Consider the following 23,189-nt stretch of genomic DNA (forward strand, 5'->3'; position numbering starts at 1 on the left):
ATGGCTCCGATCCCCGGCTCCGGCCTCGCCAAGGGCCTCGCCGTCACCCTCCGCACGATGACCCGCAAGAGCGTCACCGCGCAGTACCCGGAGGCCCAGCCCGAGCTGCCGCCCCGCACCCGCGGGGTGATCGGGCTGTTCGAGGAGAACTGCACGGTCTGCATGCTGTGCGCCCGCGAGTGCCCCGACTGGTGCATCTACATCGACTCCCACAAGGAGACGGTGCCCGCGGCGGCCCCCGGCGGGCGCGAGCGCAGCCGCAACGTCCTGGACCGCTTCGCGATCGACTTCTCCCTCTGCATGTACTGCGGTATCTGCATCGAGGTGTGCCCCTTCGACGCGCTGTTCTGGTCACCCGAGTTCGAGTACGCGGAGACCGACATCCACGAGCTGACGCACGAGCGCGACAAGCTGCGCGAGTGGATGTGGACCGTCCCGGAGCCGCCCGCGCTCGACCCGCGCGCCGAGGAGCCGAAGGAGATCGCCGCGGCCCGCAAGGCGGCCGAGAAGGCGGCGGCCCAGGCCGCGGCCGAGGCGGCCCAGGCGGCCCAGGCCGCGCCCGAGGCGCCCGAGGGGGAGCAGCAGTGATCCTCGCCGCCCCGAACGCCCACGGCTTCCTGTCGCCCACCGGCGTCGAGATCGCCTTCGTCCTCGTCGGCCTCGTCACCGTCGGCGCGGCCCTCGTCACGGTCACCACCAAGCAGCTCGTGCACGCCGCCCTGTGGCTGGTCGTGGCGCTCGGCGGCGTCGCCGTCGAGTACCTGCTGCTGACCGCCGAGTTCATCGCCTGGGTCCAGGTGCTGATCTACGTCGGCTCGGTCGTCGTCCTCCTCCTCTTCGGGCTCATGCTCACCAAGGCCCCCATCGGCCGCTCCCCGGACTCCGACTCGGGCAACCGGCCGGTCGCCCTGGCCGTCGCGGTCGTGGCCGCGGCGGCCCTGGTCTGGGTGGTCGTGGACGCCTTCCGCACCACCTGGATCGAGCTCGAAGGGCCCGGCGGGACCGTCCAGGGCTCCACCGCGGTGACCGGCGAGATCCTCTTCCGGCACTGGGTGCTGCCCTTCGAGGCGCTGTCGGTGCTGCTGCTGGCGGCCCTGGTCGGAGCGATCGTCCTGTCGAAGCGCACCACCGAGGGGGAGCGGGACTGATGCACCTCGTCTATCCGGCGGTCCTGGCCGCCCTCCTCTTCTCCATCGGCCTGTACGGCGTGCTCGCCCGCCGCAACGCGATCCTGGTCCTGATGTCCGTCGAGCTCATGCTCAACGCCGTCAACCTCAACCTGGTCGCCTTCGACGTCTGGCTCCGGGACACCCTGCACGCCGGCCAGGCCCTCACCCTCTTCACCATCGCCATCGCCGCCGCGGAGATCGGCATCGGTCTCGCGATCGTCCTGATGGTCTACCGCAACCGCGGCACCTCGGACGTCGACCGGCTCCGCGACACCAAGGAATCGCCGTCCGAGGACGAGAAGGCCGAGGCCACCGCGTGACCACCACGACCCTCGCCGTCCTCGTCCCCCTCCTCCCCTTCCTCGGCGCCGTCGCCGGCCTGTTCCTGGGCCGCACCGCCCCCGGCTTCGTGCGCCCGCTCGCCGTGCTGCCGACGCTCACCGCGGCCGGCCTCGCGGTCGCCGTCGCCGTCCGGCAGGGCGGCGGGAAGGCGATCGACGCCGCCACCCAGCTGACGCCCACCGGCTCGGTCCCGATCGACCTGGCGCTGCACATCGACGGCTTCGCCGCCCTCGTCGCGATCCTCGTCGGCACCGTCGCGACCTGCGTGCAGGTCTACTCGACCGGCTACCTCCGGCACGACCCGCGCTACCCCTCGTACGCGGCGCTGGTCTCCCTCTTCACCTCCGCGATGCTGCTCGTCGTCTACTCGGGCGACCTGATGGTGCTCCTGGTCGGCTGGGAGATCATGGGCATCTGCTCGTACTTCCTGGTCGGGCACTACTGGGAGACCCCCGAGGCCCGCTCGGCCTCCCTGAAGGCGTTCCTCGTCACCAAGCTGGGCGACGTCCCCTTCCTGTTCGGCCTCTTCGCGCTGGCCACCGACGCGGGCACCTTCCGCATCACCGGGGTCCTCGGCGCCGTCGCGAGCGGCGGCCTCGACCACCCCACCCTGATCGCGCTGCTGCTCCTCGCGGGCGTGGCCGGCAAGTCCGCCCAGTTCCCGCTGCACACCTGGCTGCCCGACGCGATGGCCGGCCCCACCCCCGTCTCCGCGCTGATCCACGCGGCGACGATGGTCGCCGCCGGCATCTACTTCGTGGCCCGGCTGCTGCCCGTCTTCACCGAGTCGGCCGCCGCACTCGTCGTGCTCGCCGTGATGGCCGCGGTCACCATGGTCGGCTCGGCGCTCGCCGCGCTCGCCCAGGACGACATCAAGCGGGTCCTCGCCTACTCGACGATCGGCCAGCTCGGCTACATGTCGGGCGCCCTCGCCGTCGGCGACCGCGGGGCCGCCGTCTTCCACCTCCTGTCGCACGGCGCCTTCAAGGCGCTGCTGTTCCTCGCCGCGGGCGCGGTCATCCACGCCGCCGGCACCAACTCGCTCTCCGCCATGTCCCGGATGAGCGGACTGACCAAGCGCGTCCCCGACGCCTACTGGACGATGACCGTCGGCCTGCTCGCGCTCGCCGCGATCCCGCCCTTCGCCGGCTTCTTCTCCAAGGAAGCCGTCCTGGTCGCCGCCGAGCACACCGCCACCGGGGAGACGACCGTCGCCCCCGCCGGGGCCGGCTGGATCGTCTTCGTCGCCGGCCTGCTGACGGCGCTGCTCACCGCCGCGTACGCGATGCGCCTGTGGCTGCTCGCCTTCCGCGGCCGGGGCACCGAGGCCCCGGACCACGGCCGGCAGCCGCTCGCCATGACCACGGTCCTGTGGGTGCTCGCGATCCCCTCCCTCGGCTTCGGACTCACCGCCGCCTACCTCGACGACTGGTTCGACGGGCAGCCGCTGACCCCGACCGTCACCACCGCGGTCCTCGGCACCGGCCTCGCCGTCGTCGGCGCGGCCGTCCTGTACGCCGTCTGGCGGGCGCTCGCCCCCAAGCGCGCGGTCCCGGCCGGCGCCACCGTCGCCCACCCCGACGCCGAGGCGGGCGCGGTCGAGGCGGAGGCCCTGGACCTGCCGCACCCCGCGCGGGACCCGGCCGACCCCGGCCGCGCCCTGCTCGGGCCGCTGCACCGCCCGGCCGCCGACGGCTTCCACCTGGACGCCGTCTACCGGACCGCCTTCGTCCGCCCCGTGCTCGCCGCCGCCTCCCTGGTCCGCTTCCTGGACCGCGAGGTCGTCGACACCTACGTACGCGGCGCGGCCGACAGCGCCAAGGGCCTCGGCTGGCTCGTCCGCCGCGCCCAGACCGGCAACGTGCAGAGCTACCTCAGTGCCCTGCTCGCCGGCTCCGTCGTCCTGGCGATCGTCGCCGTCGTCCTCGCCAACGTCGCCGGAGCGTGAGCCGTGATCGATATCAGCGAATCCGTGATGCAGTTCCTTCTCGCGTTGATCGTCGCCGGACCGCTGGTCGGCGCCGTCGCCGCCCTCCTGCCGGCCCCGCCCGGACTGAAGGGGAAGTCGCCCGACCAGGCCGTGCTCCGGCACGGCGTCACCGTCACCGGCGTGATCCTGCTGGCCGCGATCGTCCTCGCGCTCGGCTTCGACCACGCCCACCCGTCGACGATGCAGGCCACGACGGACGTCAGCTGGATCCACGCGCTCGGCGTGCGCATCCACCTCGGTGTCGACGGCATCTCGCTCCCCCTCCTGCTCCTGACCGCGCTGCTGACCTTCCTGTGCGCGCTGTACAGCTACTTCAAGATGCCTTCGGGCCCGTCACCCAAGGCATTCGTCGCGCTGCTGCTCGTCCTCGAGTCCGGCACCCTCGCGACCTTCGCCGTCCTCGACCTGGTCCTGTTCTTCCTGGCCTTCGAGATGGTCCTCATCCCGATGTACTTCCTCATCGCCCGCTGGGGCGGCGAGGGGAGGCGGGCCGCCTCCTGGAAGTTCATCCTCTACACGCTGCTCGGCTCGGTCGTGATGCTGCTCGGTCTCCTCCTCATCGGTGTGAAGGCGGGCACGTTCGACATGGTGGCACTGGCCACTGACAACGGCCGGGGCCTGACCACGTCCGTGCAGGTCGTCGCGGTCCTCGCGATCGGTCTGGGGCTCGCGGTGAAGACCCCGATGTGGCCGCTGCACAGCTGGCTCCCGGACGCCCACACCGCCGCCCCGACGGTCGGCTCGGTGCTCCTCGCCGGCGTCCTGCTGAAGATGGGCACCTACGGGTTCGTCCGCATCGTGCTGCCGATCGCCCCCGACGGCATGCGCGTCTTCGCCCCGTACCTCGCCGGCTTCGCCGTCGCCGGGATCATCTACGGATCGCTCGCCTGCCTCGCCCTCGTACGGCCCGGCAACAAGGGCGACCTCAAGCGCCTGATCGCCTACTCCTCCGTCGGCCACATGGGCTTCGTCCTGCTCGGCATCGCGACCATGACCCCCACCGGCGTCAACGGCGCCCTGTTCGCCAACATCGCCCACGGCCTCATCACCGGCCTGCTCTTCTTCCTGGTCGGCGCCCTCAAGGACCGCTACGGCACCGCCGACCTCGACACCCTCGCCGGGGCCACCGGCGCCGCCCTCTACGGCCGCGCCCCCCGCCTCGGCGCCCTCCTCGCCTTCGCCGCCGTCGCCTCCCTCGGCCTGCCGGGTCTCGCCGGGTTCTGGGGCGAGATGCTCGCCCTGTTCGGCGCCTTCGAACCGGCCGAGGGGCTCAGCCGGCCCGCCTTCCTCACCTTCATGGCGATCGGCGGCCTCGGCACCCTCCTCACCGCCGCCTACCTGCTCCTCGTCGTCCGGCGCGTCTGCATGGGCGGCCCCCGCCCGGCCGGGGAGGCCGCCATCGCCGACGTCCAGGCGTACGAGGTCGTGGCCTGGAGCCCGCTCGTCGCCCTCACCGTCCTCGCCGGACTGTGGCCCGCGGTCCTCCTCGGCCTCACCGACCCGGCCGTCCAGCGCCTGCTCGCCGGAGGAAAGTCGTGATGTCCCTCGTCCAGTCCGTCGACTGGCTCACGATCGCGCCGCCCACCCTCACCGCGGTGGTCGCCGTCGGCGTCCTCGTCGCCGACCTCTTCGTGCCCGCCGCCCGCAAGCAGCTGCTCGGCTGGACCGCGGTCGGCGGCCTCGTCGCCGCCCTCGCGCTGCTCGTGCCGCTGCGCGGCGGCGACCGCGCGACCTTCTGCCTCACCCCGGACACCGCCCTGCGGGCGTGCAGCTACACCGCCGACCACTTCACCGTCGTCATCCAGTTCCTGGTGCTCGGCGGCGCGCTCGTGACCGCGCTGCTGTCGCTCGCCGACACCCGCGACAAGCTGCCCGCGGGCGAGTACTGGTTCCTGCTGCTGTCCTCCGCGGCCGGCGCCGCCCTGCTGCCCGCCGCCCGGGACCTGGCGACCCTCGTCGTCGCCCTCGAAGTGGCCTCGCTGCCCGCCTTCGCGCTGGTCGGCATGCGCCGCGGCGACCGCATGTCCAGCGAGGCGGCGCTCAAGTTCTTCCTCTCCTCGGTCACCGCGACGGCCGTGACCCTGCTCGGCGTCAGCTTCGTCTACGCGGCGACCGGCACCCTCCACCTCACCGAGGTCGCCGCGCGGCTCGGCGGGGTCCCGGGCCAGCTGCAGACCCTCGCCCAGGCGGGCGTCGTCCTCACCCTCGTCGGCTTCGCCTTCAAGACCGCCGCCGTCCCCTTCCACTTCTGGGTGCCCGACACCTACGTGGGCGCCCCGCTGCCCGTCGCCGCCTACCTGTCCGTGGTCGGCAAGGCCGTCGGCTTCACCGGCGTCATCCTGGTGACCGTCGTCGCCTTCCCCTCGTACGCGGACGTGTGGGGCCCGGCGCTGGCCGTGCTGGCCGCGCTCACCATGACCGTCGGCAACGTGGCCGCCCTGCGCCAGCGCTCCACGCGCGCGTGGAGCGCGGTACGGCTGCTCGCCTGGTCCTCCGTCGCCCAGGCCGGCTACCTCCTGGTGCCGATCGCCGCCGCCGCGTACTCCAGCGACGACCAGGTCGGCGCCACCGTCGCGTACGCCCTGATGTACGCCGTCGTGAACCTCGGCGCCTTCGCCGTCGTGGTGCTCGTCGCCCGGACGCACCCCCAGGCGCGGATCTCCGACTTCCGCGGCCTGTACGCGGAGCGCCCCGCCGCCGCCCTCGCGCTCGGGTTCTTCCTGCTCAATCTGGCCGGTCTGCCCCCGGGTATCATCGGCCTCTTCGCCAAGGTGACCGTCTTCTCGGCCGCCGTCGACGCCGGCCTCGGCTGGCTCGCCGTGATCATGGGCGTCAACGTCGTGATCGCCCTCTACTACTACCTGCGGTGGACCGCGCTGCTCTTCCAGGCGCCGGAGACCGCGCCCATGGCCGAGGGCGAGCCGCGCACGGTACGCGCCGGGGTCCCCACCCCCGTCACCCTGGCGGTCGCGCTGACCGCCGTCGCGGGCGTGGTGCTGTCGGGCTACCCGCAGATCGCCCTCCGCTTCGCGGCGAACAGCCTCTTCTGATCCCCCCACGGAACACACCAAGGAGCAGTACCCCGTGCTGAACGGTTTCAAGGACTTCATACTTCGCGGGAACGTCGTCTCGATGGCCATCGGCCTCGCTGTCGGCTCGGCCTTCACGGCCGTCGTGACCGGCTTCAGCAAGGCGTTCATCACCCCGCTCATCGGTCTGGCCACCGGCTCGGTCGGCGACTTCAGCGAGGCGCAGTTCACCGTCGGCAAGACCGTCTTCCCGTACGGCCTGGCCATCGCCGCCGCCATAGCGTTCGTGATCACCGCGGCCGTCCTCTACTTCCTGATCGTCGTCCCCATGACGAAGATCCAGACGAAGTTCGCCAAGGAGGAGGCGGCCGACCCGAAGTCCGCGAAGCGCGACTGCCCCCGCTGCTTCACCGAGATCCCGGCCATCGCCTCCCGCTGCGCCCACTGCACCAGCGAGGTCGAGCCGCTGTCCGACGCCCCGGAGAAGGCGCACCTGGAGTCGTTCGGCGTCCCCACGCCCCGCTAGTCACCCGTACGGCCCACACGGCGTCCCGTGCGGCCCGGGGAACCCGAGCCTCCCGCCTGGCGTTGACCAGGAGGGGAGGGTCCACTGGACGGTGGACCCTTATAGAGCAAAGGGTTCCCCTGCCGCACCACTTGGAGGGCGTACCGTGCACCGCCGGCACAACGGGCTGAGGACCGCCGTACTCCTCGGAGGGCTTTCGGCCCTCATCATCGTCATCGGCAGTTTCTTCGGGCGTACGGGCCTGATCGTCGCGCTCTTCGTGGCGATCGGCACCAACGCGTACGCGTACTGGAACAGCGACAAGCTGGCGCTCCGCGCCATGCGGGCCCGGCCCGTGAGCGAGTTCGAGGCCCCGGCCCTCTACAAGATGGTCCGGGAGCTCTCCACCCAGGCCCGCCAGCCGATGCCACGGCTCTACATCTCGCCCACCCAGGCGCCCAACGCCTTCGCCACCGGACGCAACCCGCGCAACGCGGCCGTCTGCTGCACCGAGGGCATCCTCGCCATCCTCGACGAGCGCGAGCTGCGCGGGGTCATCGGCCACGAGCTCAGCCACGTCTACAACCGGGACATCCTGATCTCCTCGGTCGCCGGAGCACTCGCCTCCGTGATCATGTTCCTGGTGAACTTCGCCTGGCTGATCCCGGTCGGCCGCTCCAACGACGACGACGGCCCCGGCCTGCTCGGCATGCTGCTGGTCATGATCCTGGGGCCCATCGCCGCCTCCGTCATCCAGCTCGCCATCTCGCGCTCCCGCGAGTACGAGGCGGACGCCTCCGGCGCCCAGCTCACCGGCGACCCGCTCGCCCTGGCCAGCGCCCTGCGCAAGCTGGAGGCGGGCACGAAGCAGCTTCCGCTGCCCCCCGAGCCGAAGATCGAGACCGCGAGCCACATGATGATCGCGAACCCCTTCCGCCCGGGACAGGGACTCTCGAAGATGTTCTCCACCCACCCGCCGATGGCCGAGCGCATCGCCCGGCTCGAACAGATGGCAGGTCGACGCCCGTGAAGACAATCCTGAACGTCATCTGGCTGGTCCTCTGCGGATTCTGGATGTTCCTCGGCTACATGCTGGCGGGCGTCCTGCTCTGCATCACGATCATCGGCATCCCCTTCGGCATCGCCGCCTTCCGGATCGGCCTCTACGCCCTGTGGCCCTTCGGGCAGACCGTCGTCGACCGCCACGACGCCGGCGCGCCCTCCTGCGTGGGCAACGTGCTCTGGCTGATCCTCGCCGGCTGGTGGCTGGCCCTCGGCCACATCACCACCGGCATCGCGCTGTGCATCACGATCATCGGCATCCCGCTCGGCATCGCGAACTTCAAGATGGTGCCGGTCTCGCTGATGCCGCTGGGCAAGGAGATCGTCCCCACGGACCAGGCCGGCTACGGCTACGCAGCCCGCTAGTGCGGAACGCGAAGTACGCGCTGCTGGCCGGCGCCGACGTCCTCGCCCTGTGCGCCGGAGTGGACGGCCTGTTCGCCGAGCCCGCGCCGCCCGCCCGCGCCCGCTACGAGCTGCGCGGCTGCGAGCCGCGCGGACCCCTCGGCCGCGCCGTCACCCAGGCCGTCGTCGAGGGCAGCGCGCCCCAGGGCGAGCTGTACGTGCGCACCGCGGACGGCGTCTTCGGCCTGCGGGACGTCCGCGTCCTCGGCATACGCGGCGACGTCGTCACCGTCGAGGCCCGCACCCCGCCGCTGCGGGAGCCGCACCGGCGGGACGCCGTCGACTGCGCCAATCTCATACGGGTCTCCCCCCAGGAGCCGGAGACCGCCACCCACACCGAGGTGACCTTCCTCGGCTGCGCCCCGCGCGGCGCGCTCCGGGCGGCCGTGGAGTCGGGCACGCCGGAGCTCCCCGCCGTCCCCGTGACGTACCAGCGCCTCGCCTCCGTGGGCACGGCCGCCTTCGGCGTCCGGGGTGGCCGGGTCACCGGCTGGGCGCCGTCCGGCCACGAGCGCGGCCTCCTCGACGTGACCGTGCTCGTCGACCGCCGCGACCTGCGCCCGCCCGCCGTCGCGGACATCTGGGAGCTGTGGTGGTGGGCGCGCCCCGAGGAGCCCGGCACCTGGGCCCGCTTCCCCTCCGGGACCCGCGGCGCCTGGCTGGAGCAGGCCAGGCGCCGTTCCGACACCCCGGACCCGCCGGCCGACACGTACCACCTGGACGGCACCCACGTCGTCGACGCGGACTCCTTCTGGTGCGCCCTGGGGGAGGCGTTCCTGGGCCCCGGCGGCTATCTCGCGGACGACCTCGACCAGCTGCGCCCGCCGTTCGCGCCCGGCACCACCCTGGTCTGGCACGACGCCCATGTGGCGCGCGCCTGCCTGGGCGTCGTCCCGCGCGCGCGGGAGCGCCCGCCCACCTTCGAGGAGCTCGTCGTCGGCCTGGCCTGCTCGGGCCTCACGGTCGAGTTCGCCTGACGGCGCCCACGACGGCGTACGCGACCGTCCCCGCCGCCAGGACGCCCACCCCGGCCAGGACGGCGCCCATGGGCAGCGCGAAGGCCAGCACGCCGCAGCCGAGCAGCCCGAGCGCGGCGAGCGGGCGCTCGCGGGGGCCCAGGGTCCAGGCGGCGGCGTTGGCGATGCCGTAGTAGACGAGGACGGCGAACGACGAGAAGCCGATCGCGCCCCGCACGTCGGCCGTGGCCGCCAGCAGGGCCACCACCGCGCCCACCGCGAGCTCGGCGTGGTGCGGCACCCCGAAGCGGGGGTGGACGGCCGCGAGCGGGGCCGGCAGGTAGCCGTCCCTGGCCATCGCGAGGGCGGTCCGGGAGACGCCGAGGATCAGCGCGAGCAGCGAGCCGAGGGCCGCGAGGGCCGCGCCCACGGTGACGGCGGGGACCAGCCACGGCGCGCCCGCCGCGCGCGCGGCGTCGGCGAGCGGGGCCGCGGAGGCCGCCAGCCGGGGCGCGCCGAGCACGGAGAGGACGCTCACGGCGACGGCCGCGTAGACGCAGAGGGCGATGCCCAGGGCGATCGGCACGGCCCGCGGGACGGTCCGGGCCGGGTCGCGGACCTCCTCGCCGAGCGTCGCGATCCGCGCGTACCCGGCGAAGGCGAAGAAGAGCAGCCCCGCGGCCTGGAGGACGCCGCCCGTGGGCGCGTCGCCGTCGAGTCCGAGCCGGTCCGCCTCGCCGGCTCCCGCGGAGACCGTCACGACGGCGGCGAGCACGGCCAGGACGAGGGCCACGAGCACCCGGGTGACGAGCGCCGACTTCCGCAGGCCCCGGTAGTTCACGGCGGTCAGCGCGACCACGGCGGCGACCGCGACCGCGTGCGCCTGCTCCGGCCACAGGTAGCTGCCCACGGTGAGCGCCATCGCCGCGCAGGAGGCCGTCTTGCCGACGACGAAGGCCCAGCCCGCCAGGTACCCCCAGAACGGCCCCAGGCGGGCCCGCCCGTACACGTAGGTGCCGCCGGAGGCGGGGTGGCGGGCGGCGAGCCGGGCCGAGGCCATGGCGTTGCAGTAGGCGACGACGGCGGCGGCCGCGAGCGCCGGCAGGAGTCCCGTGCCGGCCGCGCGGGCCGCCGGGCCGAGCGCCACGAAGATCCCGGCACCGATCATCGAACCGAGCCCGATGACGACGGCGTCGAACACCCCGAGCGAGCGCCGCAGTTCCTGTGTCATGGGCCGCACCCTAGTCAGCGGGGCAACCGGCGGCGCCGGCCGGGCGTCCTTCCTGGCATGAGCATCATCGGTTGGATCGTTCTCGGACTCCTCGCCGGAGTCATCGCCAAGATCCTGCTGCCCGGCCGCGATCCGGGCGGCCTGATCGGCACGACGCTGATCGGCGTCGTCGGCGCGTTCCTCGGCGGCTGGCTGTCGGCCCGCTTCCTGGACCGCCCGATCACCACGGACTTCTACGACGGGGCGACCTGGCTCTCGGCCATCGGCGGCTCCCTGGTGCTGCTGATCGCATACCGGGTCCTCTTCGGCCACTCGCGGGGGCGTTGAGCGCGCGCCGACCCGGCGTCAGAGCCCGGTCTCGCGCAGGGTGATGTTCAGCCGCCCGGCCAGCCCGAGCGCCGGGTCGGCCGTCCCCTCGTACACCCGGGGCACGCCGTGGTACGCGAACCTGGACGGCCCCCCGAAGACGAAAAGGTCCCCGGAGGCCAGCTCCACGTCGGCGTAGGGCCGGCCGCGGCCCTCGGTGTTCCCGAGCCGGAACACGCAGGTGTCGCCGAGGCTCAGCGACACCACGGGAGCGGGGGAGCGCTCCTCCTTGTCCTGGTGCATGCCCATCCGCGCGCCGTCCGCGTAGAAGTTCACCAGCGCGGTGTCCGGCGCGAACCCGCCGTGCGCGCCGTACGCCTCGACCAGCGCCTCCCGCCCCAGCTCGGCCAGCCAGCCCGGCAGTTCGACATCGACGCCGTCCAGGTACCGGTACGGCTCCCAGCGCCGCCCCAGGCAGAGCGAGCGCACCGACATCACGCCGCCGCCGGGCAGCACGGTCCGCCGGTACGGTACGGGTCCCCGCCCGAACTCACGGCAGGCGTCGACGAGTTCCCGCTGCCGCGCGAACGGCAGCCACCCGGGCACGTGCACCGCCCCGGGCGCGGGCGCGGCCCGCTCCCTGGGGAAGAGCCCGTCCCCGCCGGTCACCCGCCGAGCGCCCCTTCGAGCCCCAGCAGCCGCTCCTTGCGCTCCAGGCCGGCCGCGTAGCCGCGCAGGCTGCCGTCCGCCCCGACCACCCGGTGGCAGGGGCGCACGACGAGCAGCGGATTGCGCCCGATCGCGGTGCCCACGGCCCGTACGGCGGCACCGGAGGACCCGACCCGCCGGGCGACGTCCCCGTACGACACGGTCGTCCCGTACGGGATCTCCTCCAGCGCTGCCCACACCCGCCGCTGGAAGTCGGTCCCGCCGCCGGCGAAGAGCAGCTCGAAGGAGTCGCGCTCGCCCGCGAAGTACTCCCGGAGCTGCCGCACGACCTCCTCGAAGGCCGCCGGATCGCGCACCCAGCCGTCCTCGACCGTCGCGCCGCCCTTCTGCCCGGGCAGCGACAGCGAGCGCAGCGCCGTACGCCCCCCTTCGGCGAGCTCTCCGACCAGGAGCATCTCGCCCAGGGGGCCGTCGGCGTACGCGTACACGGTGATGTCGTCCATGTCTCCAGTGTGCGAGCCCCGCCGGCTCACGGCTGGCGGCTTTCGGACATGGAATCCGGGACCTACCGGTAGTTGACGAACTGCAGGGCGAAGTCGAAGTCCTGGTTCTTCAGGAGCGCGATGACCTCCTGGAGGTCGTCCCGGCTCTTGGAGCTGACGCGCAGCTCCTCGCCCTGGACCTGGGCCTTGACGCCCTTGGGGCCCTCGTCACGGATGACCTTGGAGACCTTCTTCGCGTTCTCCTGGGAGATGCCCTCGACGATCGAGGCGAAGAGCTTGTACTCCTTGCCCGACAGCTGGGGCTCGCCCGCCACGTCCAGCGACTTCAGCGAGATGCCGCGCTTGATCAGCTTGGACTGGAAGATGTCGAGGATGGCCTTGACCCGCTCCTCGCCGCTCGCCTGCATGAGGATCTTCTCGCCCGACCAGTCGATCGAGGCGTTGGTGCCCTTGAAGTCGTAGCGCTGCTGGATCTCCTTGGCGGCCTGGTTGAGGGCGTTGTCGACCTCCTGCCGCTCGACCTTGGAGACGATGTCGAAACTGGAGTCGGCCATGAGGTGTGGCTCCTTGCTCGGATGCGTTCGGGTACGGCACAAAGCGTAGCCACCCGCGGCGTCGCAAACTCGTGATCAAACCGGTGGCGAAGCACCCCTCGGGATCAGGTATCGTTTACGTCGTTGCCAAGGAGCACCGCCGAAAAGCGGCCAACCGAAGCGACAAACCCATGGCGGTGTGCCCGAGTGGCCAATGGGAACGGACTGTAAATCCGTCGGCTTAGCCTACCCAGGTTCGAATCCTGGCGCCGCCACATGGAAGGAACGGCCCCCGATCTGCGGAAACGCGGATCGGGGGCCGTTCTGTTCGCATGCCCGTAGGGGCTCAGCCCAGTTCCTCGCGGGCGTGGTGCAGATACGCGAAGTCGTGCCCGTCCCGGCGGGTCTTCAGCGGGCGGACCGGGGTCGTGGCGACGTTGATCGCGTAGGCGCCCGCCGTGGCCGCCGTGACGGTGGCCCAGTCCGGCAGGGACGACGCGGCGCCGGCGGTGCCCGTGAGGGCGACGGCGACGGTGATCAGGCGGGTCCGCCAGGCCATCCGCAGGGCCGTGCCGGCGGCCCGGTAGTCGGCGGCCGCGGCGGAGATCTCGCGCTCCAGCTCGGCGAGCAGCTCGGCCGGGTGGGCGTAGTCGCGGCGCAGCTCGCCCAGGAGGCGGTGGACGGCCCGCAGCAGCCGGTGCCGCTCGTCCTCGTGGCGCTCGCGGAAGGCCAGGACCGCCGAGAGCGGGGTGCCGGGGGCGGGCAGCGGCAGGACGCGCCCCAGGTCCACCTCGTAGCCGCCGGCCAGGGCGCCGGGGGACAACTCGCGCGCGGCCCGGTGCGCGACGGGACGGTCGGTGTACGGGATGTACGCCGTGGTGCCGCGGCTCGCCTCCGCGGCGGCGATCCGCGCCGCCGCGCCGATGACGGTCTGCGCGGTCCCGGCCGTCACGGCGACGGACCAGCGCCCCGGCAGCCGGGTGCCGAGCCCGAGACGGACGACCACCTCCTCCAGGGACCACGACCACTTCGAGGAGTTGATGTACGCGTCGAAGGGCTCGGGCGCCGCCTCCTGACGGGCCGCCAGCCGGTGCAGCTCCGCCCGGATCCGGCCGGTGAACTCCTGGTCGGGCAGCGCGCTGTCGAAGAGCCGGAAGTGGTCCATCGGGTGGTACAGGCCGCGTTCCCCCAGCTCCCTCAGCTCCGGGCTCGTCGCGGCCCGCCGGACCTCGCGGTCGAGCGGTGTGACGGACGCGATGGCGTCCCAGTACAGGAGCGCCTGGTGGATGACCTCCACCGGCGGTGAGACGAGCGGGTAGTAGAGCAGGACGCGCATGCGTGGGACCCCCCGGCACGATGTGGAGGGTCCAACGTAAGCCCGCCGGCGCTCAGTTCCCCGCGATGTCCTTCACCGCGACCGAGACCGGGACCGTGCCCGAGATCAGTTCGAGGGTCAGGCCCGCCGTCGCCGGGGTCTCCAGGAGCTCCGCCAGCGCCGCCGCCACGTCGTCGCGGGGGATCGGACCGCGGCCCGTGCGGGCCTCCAGACGGACCAGGCCCGTGCCCGCGTCGTCGGTGAGCATGCCGGGGCGCAGGATCGTCCAGTCGAGCCCCTGGCGGGCGCGTACGGCGTCGTCCGCGGCGCCCTTCGCGCGCAGGTACGCGTCGAAGACCGCGTCGCCCTGATGGCCGGCGTCCGCGCCCATCGACGAGACCACCACGAACCGGCGCACGCCCGCGCGTTCCGCCGCCTCGGCGAAGAGGACCGCCGCCCCGCGGTCCACCGTGTCCTTGCGGGCCGCCCCGCTGCCCGCACCCGCGCCCGCCGCGAAGACGGCCGCGTCCGCGCCCTGGAGGATCCCGGCGACCTCCTCCACGGAGGCCGATTCCAGGTCCATGAGCGCCGGCTCGGCACCCGCCTCCCGCAGGGCCGGACCCTGCTCCGGGCGGCGGATGATCCCCACCGGTTCGTGTCCGCCCGCGGCGAGCAGCCGCTCCAGCCGCAGGGCGATCTGTCCGTGTCCACCAGCGATGACTACGCGCATACTCCCGACCGTACGGCTCAGCGCGCCGCGCTGCTCCCCGGATCGGGCCGCTCAGGGCGTGTCTGCCTCGGCAGGTCCAACGCCGCCGCCGAGTCGCAGTACTCCCGCACCGCGCTCGTCCGGGCCACCACCCGGCCCCGGTGCACCACGATCCGGCTGTACGCGAGGGACAGCACGCCCGCCAGCCGCTCGCCCCGCACCGCCAGCAGCTCCGCGGGGAAGCCCGCCTCCACCCGCACCTCCGGGAGCCCCAGCGCCGCCCGCGCGTCCGCGCTCACCGCCTCGTACGCCACCCCCGCCGGCAGCCCCGCCAGCGAGGCCAGCAGATACGCCGCCTCCAGCGGGTCCCCGCGCCCCACCGGGTTGCACACGTCCCGCAGCGCCCCGCTGCCCGCCGCGACCCGCACCCCGGCGGCCCGCAGCAGCCGCACCGGGGCCGAGCCGCGCAGCTCCGTCGCGCCGCAGCCGCCCTGGGGGAGCGCGACGACCGTCACGCCGGCCGCCGCCAGCTGGTCCGCCGCCCGCCGGGCCGCCTCCGAGGGCAGCCGGCCGAGCCCCGCGCAGGGCGCGAGCGTCACCCCGGGGCGCAGCCCGCCGGCCATCGCGGCGAGCCGGGCCAGCCGCGCCGGATCGTCACCGTCCGTGTGCAGGTCCACCGGGCAGCCGTGCTCCGCGGCGACCTCCAGCACCGCCTCCACGTACCCCGTCGGATCCGGATCCAGGTCCGGACAGCCGCCCACCACCCCGGCGCCCATCTTCACGGCGTCCCGCAGCATCGCGAGCCCGTCGGCCCCGGCCACCCCCGTCAGCAGCCGGGGCACCGCCACGGCCGTCAGGTCGACCAGGCCGCGCAGCGAGCGCCGGGCCTGCAGCACGGCCTCCAGCGGCCCCAGACCGTGCACGTCCCCGATCCGTACCTGGGCGCGCTGCGCCGTCGCGCCGTGCCCGAGCTGGAACAGCGCCGCCTCGGTGGCCCGCCGCTGCACCTCCTCCGGGGCGTACGAGACGGGGCCGGGGGAGTCCGCGGTGAGGGCGGTGTCGGCGTGCGCGTGGGGCTCGACCGGCGCGGGCAGCAGCAGATGGCCGACGAGGTCGACCCGGGCGCCGACGGCCGCGAGGCTGCCGGCCGTCCCGACGGCCTCGATCCGGCCGCCGGCGAGCCGCACGTCCACGGTGCGCCCGTCGGTCAGCCGTGCGTTGCAGAGCAGCAGCGACGTGGTGTCGGCGGTGGCCGCGGCCCGGTCCTCGGGCGACGGCTGCGGCTGCTTGCTGTCGGCTGACAATCGGGCTCCTCGGGCTCCGGTTCCACCGCTGCCCAAGATCAAGATCATGCAGCGTGCGCCCGAGCCTAGGGGCGCCCGCAGCCGCCTTCGAGGAGGAGCGCAATAGTCGTACTGATGAGGGCACGAGTGGCCTATGAGGCGCCCGGGGCAAGGTCGCGCAGGTGGCGGGGGAAACGGATTTGGGTGATGGGCGGAGGACCGTGTAATGTCTTCCTCGCTCGCCCCAATAGCTCAGTCGGTAGAGCGTCTCCATGGTAAGGAGAAGGTCTACGGTTCGATTCCGTATTGGGGCTCTGGTGAGAAGGATCCCACCTCCGGGTGGGATCCAGACCATCAAAGCGGTGTAGCTCAGTCGGTAGAGCAAGCGGCTCATAATCGCTGTGTCACCGGTTCAAGTCCGGTCACCGCTACAAGAAGTAGCCGATTGTGGGGTCGGTCCTACGATCGGCTACTCTTTTCTGCGTTCATCCGTCAATCCGTCCGTCAAGGAGCACTCACGTGGCTGCCACCGACGTCCGCCCGAAGATCACGCTGGCCTGCGTGGAGTGCAAGGAGCGGAACTACATCACCAAGAAGAACCGGCGTAACAACCCGGACCGACTTGAGATGAAGAAGCACTGCCCTCGCTGCAACTCGCACACCGCGCACCGCGAGACGCGTTAATCAGGCTCGTACACGAGGCCGTCCCCTCTGGGGGCGGCCTCGTGTCGTTTGTACAGGCAACACACCAGGAGGTATCGAGGCCATGGCGCTCGACCAGTCCTTCGTGGGCCGGACCTATCCGCCCACCGCGCCGTACGAAGTCGGCCGCGAGAAGATCCGCGAGTTCGCCGAGGCGATCGGGGACGCGAACTCCGCGTACACCGACCAGGAGGCCGCCAAGGCGCTCGGCCACCCGGACGTGATCGCCCCGCCGACCTTCGTCTTCGCGATCACCTTCAAGGCCGCGGGCCAGGTCATCGACGACCCCCAGCTGGGTCTGGACTACAGCCGGGTGGTGCACGGCGACCAGAAGTTCGCCTACACCCGCCCGGTGCGCGCCGGGGACCGCCTCTCGGTCACCTCGACCATCGAGGCGATCAAGTCCCTCGCCGGCAACGACATCCTGGACATCCGCGGCGAGGTCCACGACGAGAGCGGCGAGCACGTCGTGACCGCCTGGACCAAGCTGGTGTCCCGCGCCCCCGAGGAGGCCTGACCGTGACCGCGAAGATCGCTTACGACGAGGTCGAGGTCGGCACCGAGCTGCCCGCGCAGACCTTCCCGGTGACCCGCGCCACCCTGGTGCGGTACGCCGGCGCCTCCGGGGACTTCAACCCGATCCACTGGAACGAGAAGTTCGCCCGTGAGGTCGGCCTGCCCGACGTCATCGCCCACGGCATGTTCACCATGGCCGAGGCCGTCCGCGTCGTCACCGACTGGGCCGGCGACCCGGCCGCCGTCGTCGAGTACGGCGTCCGCTTCACCAAGCCGGTCGTCGTCCCCGACGACGCCGAGGGCGCCGTGATCGAGGTCTCCGCCAAGGTGGCCGCCAAGCTGGACGACCAGAAGGTCCGCGTGGACCTCACCGCCATGGCCGCGGGCCAGAAGGTCCTCGGCATGAGCCGGGCTGTGGTCAAGCTCGCCTGACGCCGTCGACGGCACGGGCCCCTTCCGTACGGGAGGGGCCCGTACTCTTGAGCCCGTGCAGCAGCTCAACGACGCCCCCCTCGCCCCCCTGACCACCTTCAGGCTCGGCGGGCCCGCCACCCGGCTCGTGACCGCCACCACGGACGACGAGGTGATCGCCGCGGTCCGCGAGGCCGACGCCTCCGGTACGCCGCTGCTCGTCATCGGCGGTGGATCCAATCTGGTCATCGGCGACAAGGGCTTCGACGGCACCGCCCTGCACATCGCCACCACCGGCTTCTCCCTCGACGGCACCCGCCTGGAACTGGCGGCCGGAGAGGTGTGGACGGACGCCGTCGCGCGGACCGTCGAGGCCGGGCTCGCCGGGATCGAGTGCCTCGCCGGCATCCCCGGCTCCGCGGGCGCCACCCCCATCCAGAACGTCGGCGCCTACGGCCAGGACGTCTCCGCCACCGTCGCCGAGGTCGTCGCGTACGACCGGCGGGCCGAGGAGACGGTCACCCTCACCAACGCCGAGTGCGCCTTCTCGTACCGGCACAGCCGCTTCAAGGACCAGCCCGACCGCTACGTCGTGCTCCGGGTCCGCTTCCGGTTGGAGGACGCCGCCGGGATGTCGGCGCCGATCGCCTACCCGGAGACCGCCCGCGCCCTCGGCGTCGAGGCCGGCGACCGCGTACCGCTCGCGCGGGCCCGGGAGACCGTCCTGCGGCTCCGCGCCGGCAAGGGCATGGTCCTGGACCCGGAGGACCACGACACCTGGTCGGCCGGCTCCTTCTTCACCAACCCGATCCTGACCGACGAGGAGTTCGCGGCCTTCCGGAAGCGGGTGACCGAGCGCCTCGGCGCCGACGCCGAGGCCCCGGCGTTCCCCGCGGGCGAGCACTCCGTCAAGACCTCGGCCGCGTGGCTGATCGACAAGGCCGGCTTCGTGAAGGGCTACGGCTCCGGGCCCGCCCGCATCTCCACCAAGCACACCCTCGCCCTCACCAACCGCGGCGAGGCGACCACCGAGGACCTCCTCGCGCTCGCCCGCGAGGTCGTCACCGGGGTGCGGGACGCCTTCGGGATCACCCTCGTCAACGAGCCGGTGACGGTGGGCGTCGCCCTCTAGTACGCGACCCCCACGCCCTGCTTCACCGTCGCCGGGTCGTCGATCATCGCCAGCATCGCGTGCGCCACGTCCGCGCGCGCGAGGGAACGGCCGCGCGGCGGGTTGCCGCCCACGACCGAGCGGTAGCGGCCCGTCAGCGGCTTGTCCGTGAGCTTGGGCGGGCGCACCGAGGTCCAGTCGGTGGCGCTCGCCGCGAGCTCCGCCTCCATCGCGCGCAGATCGTCGTAGACGCCCTTGAGCAACGAGTTGACGATCGCGAGCATCGCCCTGTCGACCACGGCCTGACCGTCCGGGACCGGGCCCACCGGGGCGGCGCTCACCACCAGGAGCCGCCGGGTGCCCGCCGCCTCCATGGCGCGCAGGACCGAGCGGGTGAGCCGGGCCGCGACGCCGGCGTCCGCGCGGGAGCGGGCGCCGAGGCCCGAGAGGACGGCGTCCCGGCCCGCCACGGCCTCGCGCAGGGCCTCCGGGTCGGAGAGGTCGGAGCGGAAGACCGTCAGCTTGTCGCCGCCGGCCGTGAACCCCGCCGGATCGCGGACCACGGCGGTCACCTCGTGTCCCGACGCCAGGGCCTGGCGGACGATCTCCCGGCCGATGCCGCCGGTCGCACCGAAGACTGTGAGCTTCATGGCACACCCCTCCAAGGGTGGGTAAGTATTCACTCACCTCTAGAGTGAGTGGGTACTCACTCACCCGTCAAGCCGTCCCAGGAGTTCAGGAGTCCCCGTGGAGCAGAAGCCGACCCGGACGCGGCTCGTCGACGCCGCCCGCGACCTCATGCGCACGGCGGGCCTGGCCCGCACCACCACCAAGGAGATCGCCAAGGCGGCCGGCTGCTCCGAGGCGGCGCTCTACAAGTACTTCAGCAGCAAGGAGGAGCTGTTCGTCACGGTCCTCCACGAACGGCTGCCCCGCCTCGGCGACCTGCTCGGCAGCCTCGCCGTCGACCCCAAGGGGCGCGGGGTGGAGGAGAACCTCGTCGAGATCGCCCGCCAGGCCGCGCTCTTCTACGAGCAGACCTTCCCCATGGCCGCCTCCCTCTACGCCGAGCCCCAGCTCAAGCGCCGTCACGAGGAGGGCATGCGCGAGCTCGGCACCGGCCCCCACAAGCCGATCGAGGGCCTCGCGGCCTATCTGCGCGCCGAGCGGGAGCACGGCAGGATCAGCGCCGACGCCGACCCCGAGGCCGCCGCCGCCCTGCTGCTCGGCGCCTGTGTGCAGCGCTGCTTCGCCTGGGAGACGGCCCCGGACGGGCCCCCGCAGTCCCTCGACGCGTTCGCCCGCTCGATCGCCCGCACCCTGATGCGCGGCCTCAGCTAGCAGGCGCCGCCAGCCAGGCGTCGATGCCCGCGAGCAGCCGCCGCCGCTCGTCCTCCGGGGCCGCCGAGCCCCGCACGGACTGCCGCGCCAGCTCGGCCAGCTCCAGGTCCGTGAAGCCGTGGTGGGCGCGCGCGATCTCGTACTGCGCCGCGAGCCGCGAGCCGAACAGCAGCGGGTCGTCCGCGCCCAGCGCCATCGGCACCCCCGCGTCGAACAGGGTGCGCAGCGGCACGTCCTCCGGCTTCTCGTACACGCCGAGCGCCACGTTGGACGACGGGCACACCTCGCAGGTCACCCCGCGCTCGGCCAGCTTGCGCAGCAGCCGCGGGTCCTCGGCCGCCCGGACGCCGTGGCCGACCCGGGCCGCCCGCAGGTCGTCCAGGCAGTCCCGTACGGACGAGGGGCCGGTCAGCTCGCCGCCGTGCGGGGCCGCGAGCAGACCGCCCTCGCGCGCGATGGCGAAGGCCCGGTCGAAGTCGCGGGCCATGCCCCGCCGCTCGTCGTTGGAGAGCCCGAAGCCGACCACGCCCCGGTCCGCGTACCGCACCGCGAGCCGCGCCAGCGTGCGCGCCTCCAGGGGGTGCTTCATCCGGTTCGCCGCGACGAGCACCCGCATCCCGAGCCCGGTCTCCCGCGCGGCCGACTCCACGGCGTCGAGGATGACCTCCATGGCGGGGATCAGACCGCCGAGCAGCGGGGCGTACGACGTGGGGTCGACCTGGATCTCCAGCCAGCCCGAGCCGTCGCGGACGTCCTCCTGGGCCGCCTCGCGCACCAGCCGCTGGATGTCCTCGGGCTCGCGCAGGCAGGACCGGGCGAGGTCGTAGAGCCGCTGGAAGCGGAACCAGCCGCGCTCGTCGGTGGCCCGCAGCTTGGGCGGTGTCCCGCTCTTGAGCGCCTCGGGGAGATGCACCCCGTACTTGTCGGCCAGTTCGATCAGCGTCGAGGGCCGCATCGAACCCGTGAAGTGCAGGTGCAGATGGGCCTTGGGGAGGGTGGCGAGGTCGCGGTAAACGTGCTCCATCGACCGATCTTGCCGCACCCGAATGGACGAGGACAGTCCCTTTCCCCGATCGGGACCTTGCTAGAACGCAAAAACGGGCCCCCGGTTCGGAAGAACCGGGGGCCCGGACCAGCCGGTGACGTCACCAGGTGGTGCGGTCAGTCGCGCGCCTCGCCGAGCAGCTTCTGGAGCCGGGACACGCCCTCCACCAGGTCCTCGTCACCGAGCGCGTACGACAGGCGCAGGTAGCCCGGCGTGCCGAAGGCCTCGCCCGGGACGACCGCGACCTCGGCCTCGTCCAGGATCAGCGCGGCCAGCTCGACCGAGCTCTGCGGGCGCTTGCCGCGGATCTCCTTGCCGAGCAGCGCCTTCACCGACGGGTACGCGTAGAACGCGCCCTCCGGCGTCGGGCAGTACACGCCCTCGATCTCGTTGAGCATCCGCACGATGGTCTGGCGGCGCCGGTCGAAGGCGGTGCGCATCTCGGCGACCGCGTCCAGGTTCCCGGAGACGGCGGCCAGCGCGGCGGCCTGGGCCACGTTGCTCACGTTCGAGGTGGCGTGCGACTGCAGGTTGGTCGCGGCCTTCACGACGTCCTTCGGGCCGACGATCCAGCCCACCCGCCAGCCGGTCATCGCGTACGTCTTGGCGACGCCGTTGACCACGATGCACTTGTCGCGCAGCTCGGGCAGGATCGCCGGCAGCGAGGTGAACTTCGCGTCGCCGTAGACCAGGTGCTCGTAGATCTCGTCGGTGAGGACCCACAGGCCGTGCTCGACGGCCCAGCGGCCGATCGCCTCGGCGTCGGACTCGCTGTACACCGCGCCCGTCGGGTTCGAGGGGGAGACGAAGAGGACGACCTTGGTCCGCTCCGTGCGCGCCGCCTCCAGCTGCTCCACCGAGACCCGGTAGCCGGTGGTCTCGTCGGCCACGACCTCCACCGGGACACCGCCCGCGAGGCGGATCGACTCGGGGTACGTCGTCCAGTACGGGGCCGGGACGATGACCTCGTCGCCCGGGTCGAGGATCGCGGCGAACGCCTCGTAGATCGCCTGCTTGCCGCCGTTGGTCACCAGGACCTGGGAGGCGTCGACCTCGTAGCCGGAGTCGCGCAGCGTCTTCGCGGCGATCGCGGCCTTCAGCTCGGGCAGACCGCCGGCCGGCGTGTAGCGGTGGAACTTCGGGTTCTTGCAGGCCTCGACGGCCGCCGCGACGATGTAGTCCGGCGTCGGGAAGTCGGGCTCACCCGCGCCGAAGCCGATGACCGGGCGCCCGGCGGCCTTGAGGGCCTTGGCCTTGGCGTCGACGGCGAGGGTCGCGGACTCGGAGATCGCACCGATCCGGGCGGAGACCCGGCGCTCGGTGGGAGAGGTAGCAGAGCTCATGCAGCCCATCGTCCCAGACCTCGAACGGGCCCGGTGCACAGGTTTCACGGAGCGGACAGGAACGGTCAATCCCGGTCGTACTCGCCGTCCCCCGGCGGATCAAAGGGGGTTGGGACACGGCCGTACGCAGGTCGGAGCCGTTTCTGTTCGACGCGGGGCCCCATGACCACGTACACTCACTGCTCGTTGGCCCGCACCGACCACATCTCACGATGCGGTAGGTTGGGGGGCATCGCAAAGGGTCGTAGCTCAATTGGTAGAGCACCGGTCTCCAAAACCGGCGGTTGGGGGTTCAAGTCCCTCCGGCCCTGCTACACACACCGCCAGGCGTGTGCGCATGTTGTACGTACTTCATTACTTCATTGCACGCCGTGCGGCTCCACCCATCCGGGCGCGGCACGGCCAGACCCGGAATCAGGTGAAAGATCGTGACGGACGCCGTAGGCTCCATCGACATGCCTGATGCCGAAGACGCCGCTCCGGACTCGAAGAAGACCCGCAAGGGCGGCAAGCGCGGAAAGAAGGGCCCTCTGGGCCGCCTCGCGCTTTTCTACCGCCAGGTCGTCGCGGAACTCCGCAAGGTCGTCTGGCCCACGCGAAGCCAGCTGTCGACGTACACCACTGTGGTGATTGTCTTCGTTGTCATCATGATCGGCCTTGTGACCGTGATTGACTATGGCTTCCAGGAAGCAGTCAAGTACGTCTTCGGCTGA

27 protein-coding genes and 4 tRNA genes are annotated in these 23,189 nt (G+C 72.6%); 21 read left to right on the top strand and 10 right to left on the bottom strand.

What is annotated here, in order from left to right; translation table 11 throughout:
- From AB0Q96_RS02235 to AB0Q96_RS02280, 10 genes are all read left to right on the top strand, one after another.
- Positions 1-588, top strand: a complete 588-nt coding sequence (locus AB0Q96_RS02235; RefSeq protein WP_365321122.1) for an NADH-quinone oxidoreductase subunit I — start codon at positions 1-3, stop codon at positions 586-588.
- Complete coding sequence (locus tag AB0Q96_RS02240; protein WP_365321123.1) at positions 585-1,148, top strand: NADH-quinone oxidoreductase subunit J; 564 nt, start codon at positions 585-587, stop codon at positions 1,146-1,148. The genes AB0Q96_RS02235 and AB0Q96_RS02240 overlap by 4 nt, the downstream gene beginning before the upstream one ends.
- Positions 1,148-1,489 carry an NADH-quinone oxidoreductase subunit NuoK gene (gene nuoK / locus AB0Q96_RS02245; protein WP_365321124.1) on the top strand — a complete coding sequence of 114 codons (342 nt, stop codon included), beginning with the start codon at positions 1,148-1,150 and terminating at the stop codon, positions 1,487-1,489. The genes AB0Q96_RS02240 and nuoK overlap by 1 nt, the downstream gene beginning before the upstream one ends.
- Positions 1,486-3,459, top strand: a complete 1,974-nt coding sequence (locus AB0Q96_RS02250) for an NADH-quinone oxidoreductase subunit L (RefSeq protein WP_365321125.1) — start codon at positions 1,486-1,488, stop codon at positions 3,457-3,459. The genes nuoK and AB0Q96_RS02250 overlap by 4 nt, the downstream gene beginning before the upstream one ends.
- A gap of 27 nt (positions 3,460-3,486) precedes the next feature.
- Positions 3,487-5,040, top strand: coding sequence for an NADH-quinone oxidoreductase subunit M (locus AB0Q96_RS02255; RefSeq protein ID WP_365321186.1), 1,554 nt, complete (start codon positions 3,487-3,489; stop codon positions 5,038-5,040).
- Positions 5,040-6,551, top strand: coding sequence for an NADH-quinone oxidoreductase subunit N (locus AB0Q96_RS02260; protein WP_365321126.1), 1,512 nt, complete (start codon positions 5,040-5,042; stop codon positions 6,549-6,551). Before AB0Q96_RS02255 ends, AB0Q96_RS02260 begins: the two co-directional genes overlap by 1 nt.
- Before the next feature lie 34 nt (positions 6,552-6,585).
- Positions 6,586-7,056, top strand: coding sequence for a large conductance mechanosensitive channel protein MscL (gene mscL / locus AB0Q96_RS02265; RefSeq protein WP_365321127.1), 471 nt, complete (start codon positions 6,586-6,588; stop codon positions 7,054-7,056).
- 145 nt (positions 7,057-7,201) lie between these two features.
- Entirely contained in the window at positions 7,202-8,065 is an 864-nt protein-coding gene (gene htpX / locus AB0Q96_RS02270) for a zinc metalloprotease HtpX (RefSeq protein WP_365321128.1), read from the top strand.
- Positions 8,062-8,463 carry a YccF domain-containing protein gene (locus AB0Q96_RS02275; RefSeq protein ID WP_365321129.1) on the top strand — a complete coding sequence of 134 codons (402 nt, stop codon included), beginning with the start codon at positions 8,062-8,064 and terminating at the stop codon, positions 8,461-8,463. The genes htpX and AB0Q96_RS02275 overlap by 4 nt, the downstream gene beginning before the upstream one ends.
- Complete coding sequence (locus AB0Q96_RS02280) at positions 8,463-9,479, top strand: hypothetical protein (protein ID WP_365321130.1); 1,017 nt, start codon at positions 8,463-8,465, stop codon at positions 9,477-9,479. Before AB0Q96_RS02275 ends, AB0Q96_RS02280 begins: the two co-directional genes overlap by 1 nt.
- Here the strand turns inward: AB0Q96_RS02280 and AB0Q96_RS02285 are convergent.
- The gene (locus AB0Q96_RS02285; RefSeq protein ID WP_365321131.1) at positions 9,460-10,689 is read right to left on the bottom strand and encodes an APC family permease; all 1,230 of its coding nucleotides are present in this window, start codon (positions 10,687-10,689) and stop codon (positions 9,460-9,462) included. The genes AB0Q96_RS02280 and AB0Q96_RS02285 overlap by 20 nt on opposite strands.
- Before the next feature lie 57 nt (positions 10,690-10,746).
- Between AB0Q96_RS02285 and AB0Q96_RS02290 the strand changes: the two genes are divergently transcribed.
- Positions 10,747-11,016: a GlsB/YeaQ/YmgE family stress response membrane protein gene (locus AB0Q96_RS02290; RefSeq protein ID WP_365321132.1), complete on the top strand. Its 270-nt coding sequence runs from the start codon at positions 10,747-10,749 to the stop codon at positions 11,014-11,016.
- Positions 11,017-11,034: 18 nt separating this feature from the next.
- On the opposite strand, the gene AB0Q96_RS02295 is transcribed toward AB0Q96_RS02290, so the two are convergent.
- The 3 genes from AB0Q96_RS02295 to AB0Q96_RS02305 form a co-directional block, all read right to left on the bottom strand.
- Positions 11,035-11,664, bottom strand: coding sequence for an alpha-ketoglutarate-dependent dioxygenase AlkB (locus AB0Q96_RS02295; protein WP_365321133.1), 630 nt, complete (start codon positions 11,662-11,664; stop codon positions 11,035-11,037).
- Positions 11,661-12,167, bottom strand: a complete 507-nt coding sequence (locus AB0Q96_RS02300) for a methylated-DNA--[protein]-cysteine S-methyltransferase (RefSeq protein ID WP_365321134.1) — start codon at positions 12,165-12,167, stop codon at positions 11,661-11,663. Before AB0Q96_RS02300 ends, AB0Q96_RS02295 begins: the two co-directional genes overlap by 4 nt.
- A 62-nt stretch (positions 12,168-12,229) precedes the next feature.
- Positions 12,230-12,721: a YajQ family cyclic di-GMP-binding protein gene (locus AB0Q96_RS02305; RefSeq protein WP_365321135.1), complete on the bottom strand. Its 492-nt coding sequence runs from the start codon at positions 12,719-12,721 to the stop codon at positions 12,230-12,232.
- A 172-nt stretch (positions 12,722-12,893) separates the two neighbouring features.
- On the opposite strand from AB0Q96_RS02305, the gene AB0Q96_RS02310 reads away from it, so the two are divergent.
- Positions 12,894-12,975 (top strand) — tRNA-Tyr (locus AB0Q96_RS02310).
- 71 nt (positions 12,976-13,046) lie between these two features.
- Here AB0Q96_RS02310 and AB0Q96_RS02315 read toward each other — a convergent pair.
- From AB0Q96_RS02315 to AB0Q96_RS02325, 3 genes are read right to left on the bottom strand one after another with little or no spacing between them, the layout of a single operon-like run.
- Positions 13,047-14,036 (bottom strand): DUF6236 family protein, encoded by a 990-nt coding sequence (locus AB0Q96_RS02315; RefSeq protein WP_365321136.1) that lies wholly within the window; start codon positions 14,034-14,036, stop codon positions 13,047-13,049.
- Positions 14,037-14,088: 52 nt separating this feature from the next.
- The gene (locus AB0Q96_RS02320; RefSeq protein ID WP_365321137.1) at positions 14,089-14,745 is read right to left on the bottom strand and encodes an SDR family oxidoreductase; all 657 of its coding nucleotides are present in this window, start codon (positions 14,743-14,745) and stop codon (positions 14,089-14,091) included.
- A gap of 17 nt (positions 14,746-14,762) precedes the next feature.
- Positions 14,763-16,028, bottom strand: coding sequence for an amidohydrolase family protein (locus AB0Q96_RS02325; RefSeq protein ID WP_365321138.1), 1,266 nt, complete (start codon positions 16,026-16,028; stop codon positions 14,763-14,765).
- 220 nt (positions 16,029-16,248) lie between these two features.
- On the opposite strand from AB0Q96_RS02325, the gene AB0Q96_RS02330 reads away from it, so the two are divergent.
- The 6 genes from AB0Q96_RS02330 (at position 16,249) to AB0Q96_RS02355 (ending at position 18,768) form a co-directional block, all read left to right on the top strand.
- Positions 16,249-16,321 (top strand) — tRNA-Thr (locus AB0Q96_RS02330).
- Positions 16,322-16,365: 44 nt separating this feature from the next.
- A tRNA-Met gene (locus AB0Q96_RS02335) sits at positions 16,366-16,438 on the top strand.
- 88 nt (positions 16,439-16,526) lie between these two features.
- On the top strand, positions 16,527-16,691 hold the full coding sequence (gene rpmG / locus AB0Q96_RS02340; RefSeq protein WP_003956487.1) for a 50S ribosomal protein L33: 165 nt from the start codon (positions 16,527-16,529) through the stop codon (positions 16,689-16,691).
- An 82-nt stretch (positions 16,692-16,773) separates the two neighbouring features.
- Complete coding sequence (locus tag AB0Q96_RS02345; protein WP_329423164.1) at positions 16,774-17,226, top strand: MaoC family dehydratase N-terminal domain-containing protein; 453 nt, start codon at positions 16,774-16,776, stop codon at positions 17,224-17,226.
- A 2-nt stretch (positions 17,227-17,228) separates the two neighbouring features.
- Positions 17,229-17,657, top strand: coding sequence for a MaoC family dehydratase (locus tag AB0Q96_RS02350; protein WP_365321139.1), 429 nt, complete (start codon positions 17,229-17,231; stop codon positions 17,655-17,657).
- A gap of 55 nt (positions 17,658-17,712) precedes the next feature.
- Positions 17,713-18,768 carry a UDP-N-acetylmuramate dehydrogenase gene (locus tag AB0Q96_RS02355; protein ID WP_365321140.1) on the top strand — a complete coding sequence of 352 codons (1,056 nt, stop codon included), beginning with the start codon at positions 17,713-17,715 and terminating at the stop codon, positions 18,766-18,768.
- On the opposite strand, the gene AB0Q96_RS02360 is transcribed toward AB0Q96_RS02355, so the two are convergent.
- Entirely contained in the window at positions 18,765-19,397 is a 633-nt protein-coding gene (locus tag AB0Q96_RS02360; RefSeq protein ID WP_365321141.1) for an NAD(P)H-binding protein, read from the bottom strand. The genes AB0Q96_RS02355 and AB0Q96_RS02360 overlap by 4 nt on opposite strands.
- A 97-nt stretch (positions 19,398-19,494) precedes the next feature.
- On the opposite strand from AB0Q96_RS02360, the gene AB0Q96_RS02365 reads away from it, so the two are divergent.
- Entirely contained in the window at positions 19,495-20,088 is a 594-nt protein-coding gene (locus tag AB0Q96_RS02365; RefSeq protein WP_365321142.1) for a helix-turn-helix domain-containing protein, read from the top strand.
- Here the strand turns inward: AB0Q96_RS02365 and AB0Q96_RS02370 are convergent.
- The gene (locus AB0Q96_RS02370; protein WP_365321143.1) at positions 20,081-21,112 is read right to left on the bottom strand and encodes an adenosine deaminase; all 1,032 of its coding nucleotides are present in this window, start codon (positions 21,110-21,112) and stop codon (positions 20,081-20,083) included. The genes AB0Q96_RS02365 and AB0Q96_RS02370 overlap by 8 nt on opposite strands.
- Positions 21,113-21,249: 137 nt before the next feature.
- Positions 21,250-22,476: a pyridoxal phosphate-dependent aminotransferase gene (locus AB0Q96_RS02375; protein ID WP_365321144.1), complete on the bottom strand. Its 1,227-nt coding sequence runs from the start codon at positions 22,474-22,476 to the stop codon at positions 21,250-21,252.
- Between the two features lie 238 nt (positions 22,477-22,714).
- Between AB0Q96_RS02375 and AB0Q96_RS02380 the strand changes: the two genes are divergently transcribed.
- A tRNA-Trp gene (locus AB0Q96_RS02380) sits at positions 22,715-22,787 on the top strand.
- A 117-nt stretch (positions 22,788-22,904) separates the two neighbouring features.
- A complete protein-coding gene (secE, locus tag AB0Q96_RS02385; protein ID WP_365321145.1) occupies positions 22,905-23,189 on the top strand; it encodes a preprotein translocase subunit SecE in 285 nt (94 codons plus the stop codon).

The organism is Streptomyces sp. NPDC093111, assembly GCF_040683955.1.
GTDB lineage: Bacteria > Actinomycetota > Actinomycetes > Streptomycetales > Streptomycetaceae > Streptomyces.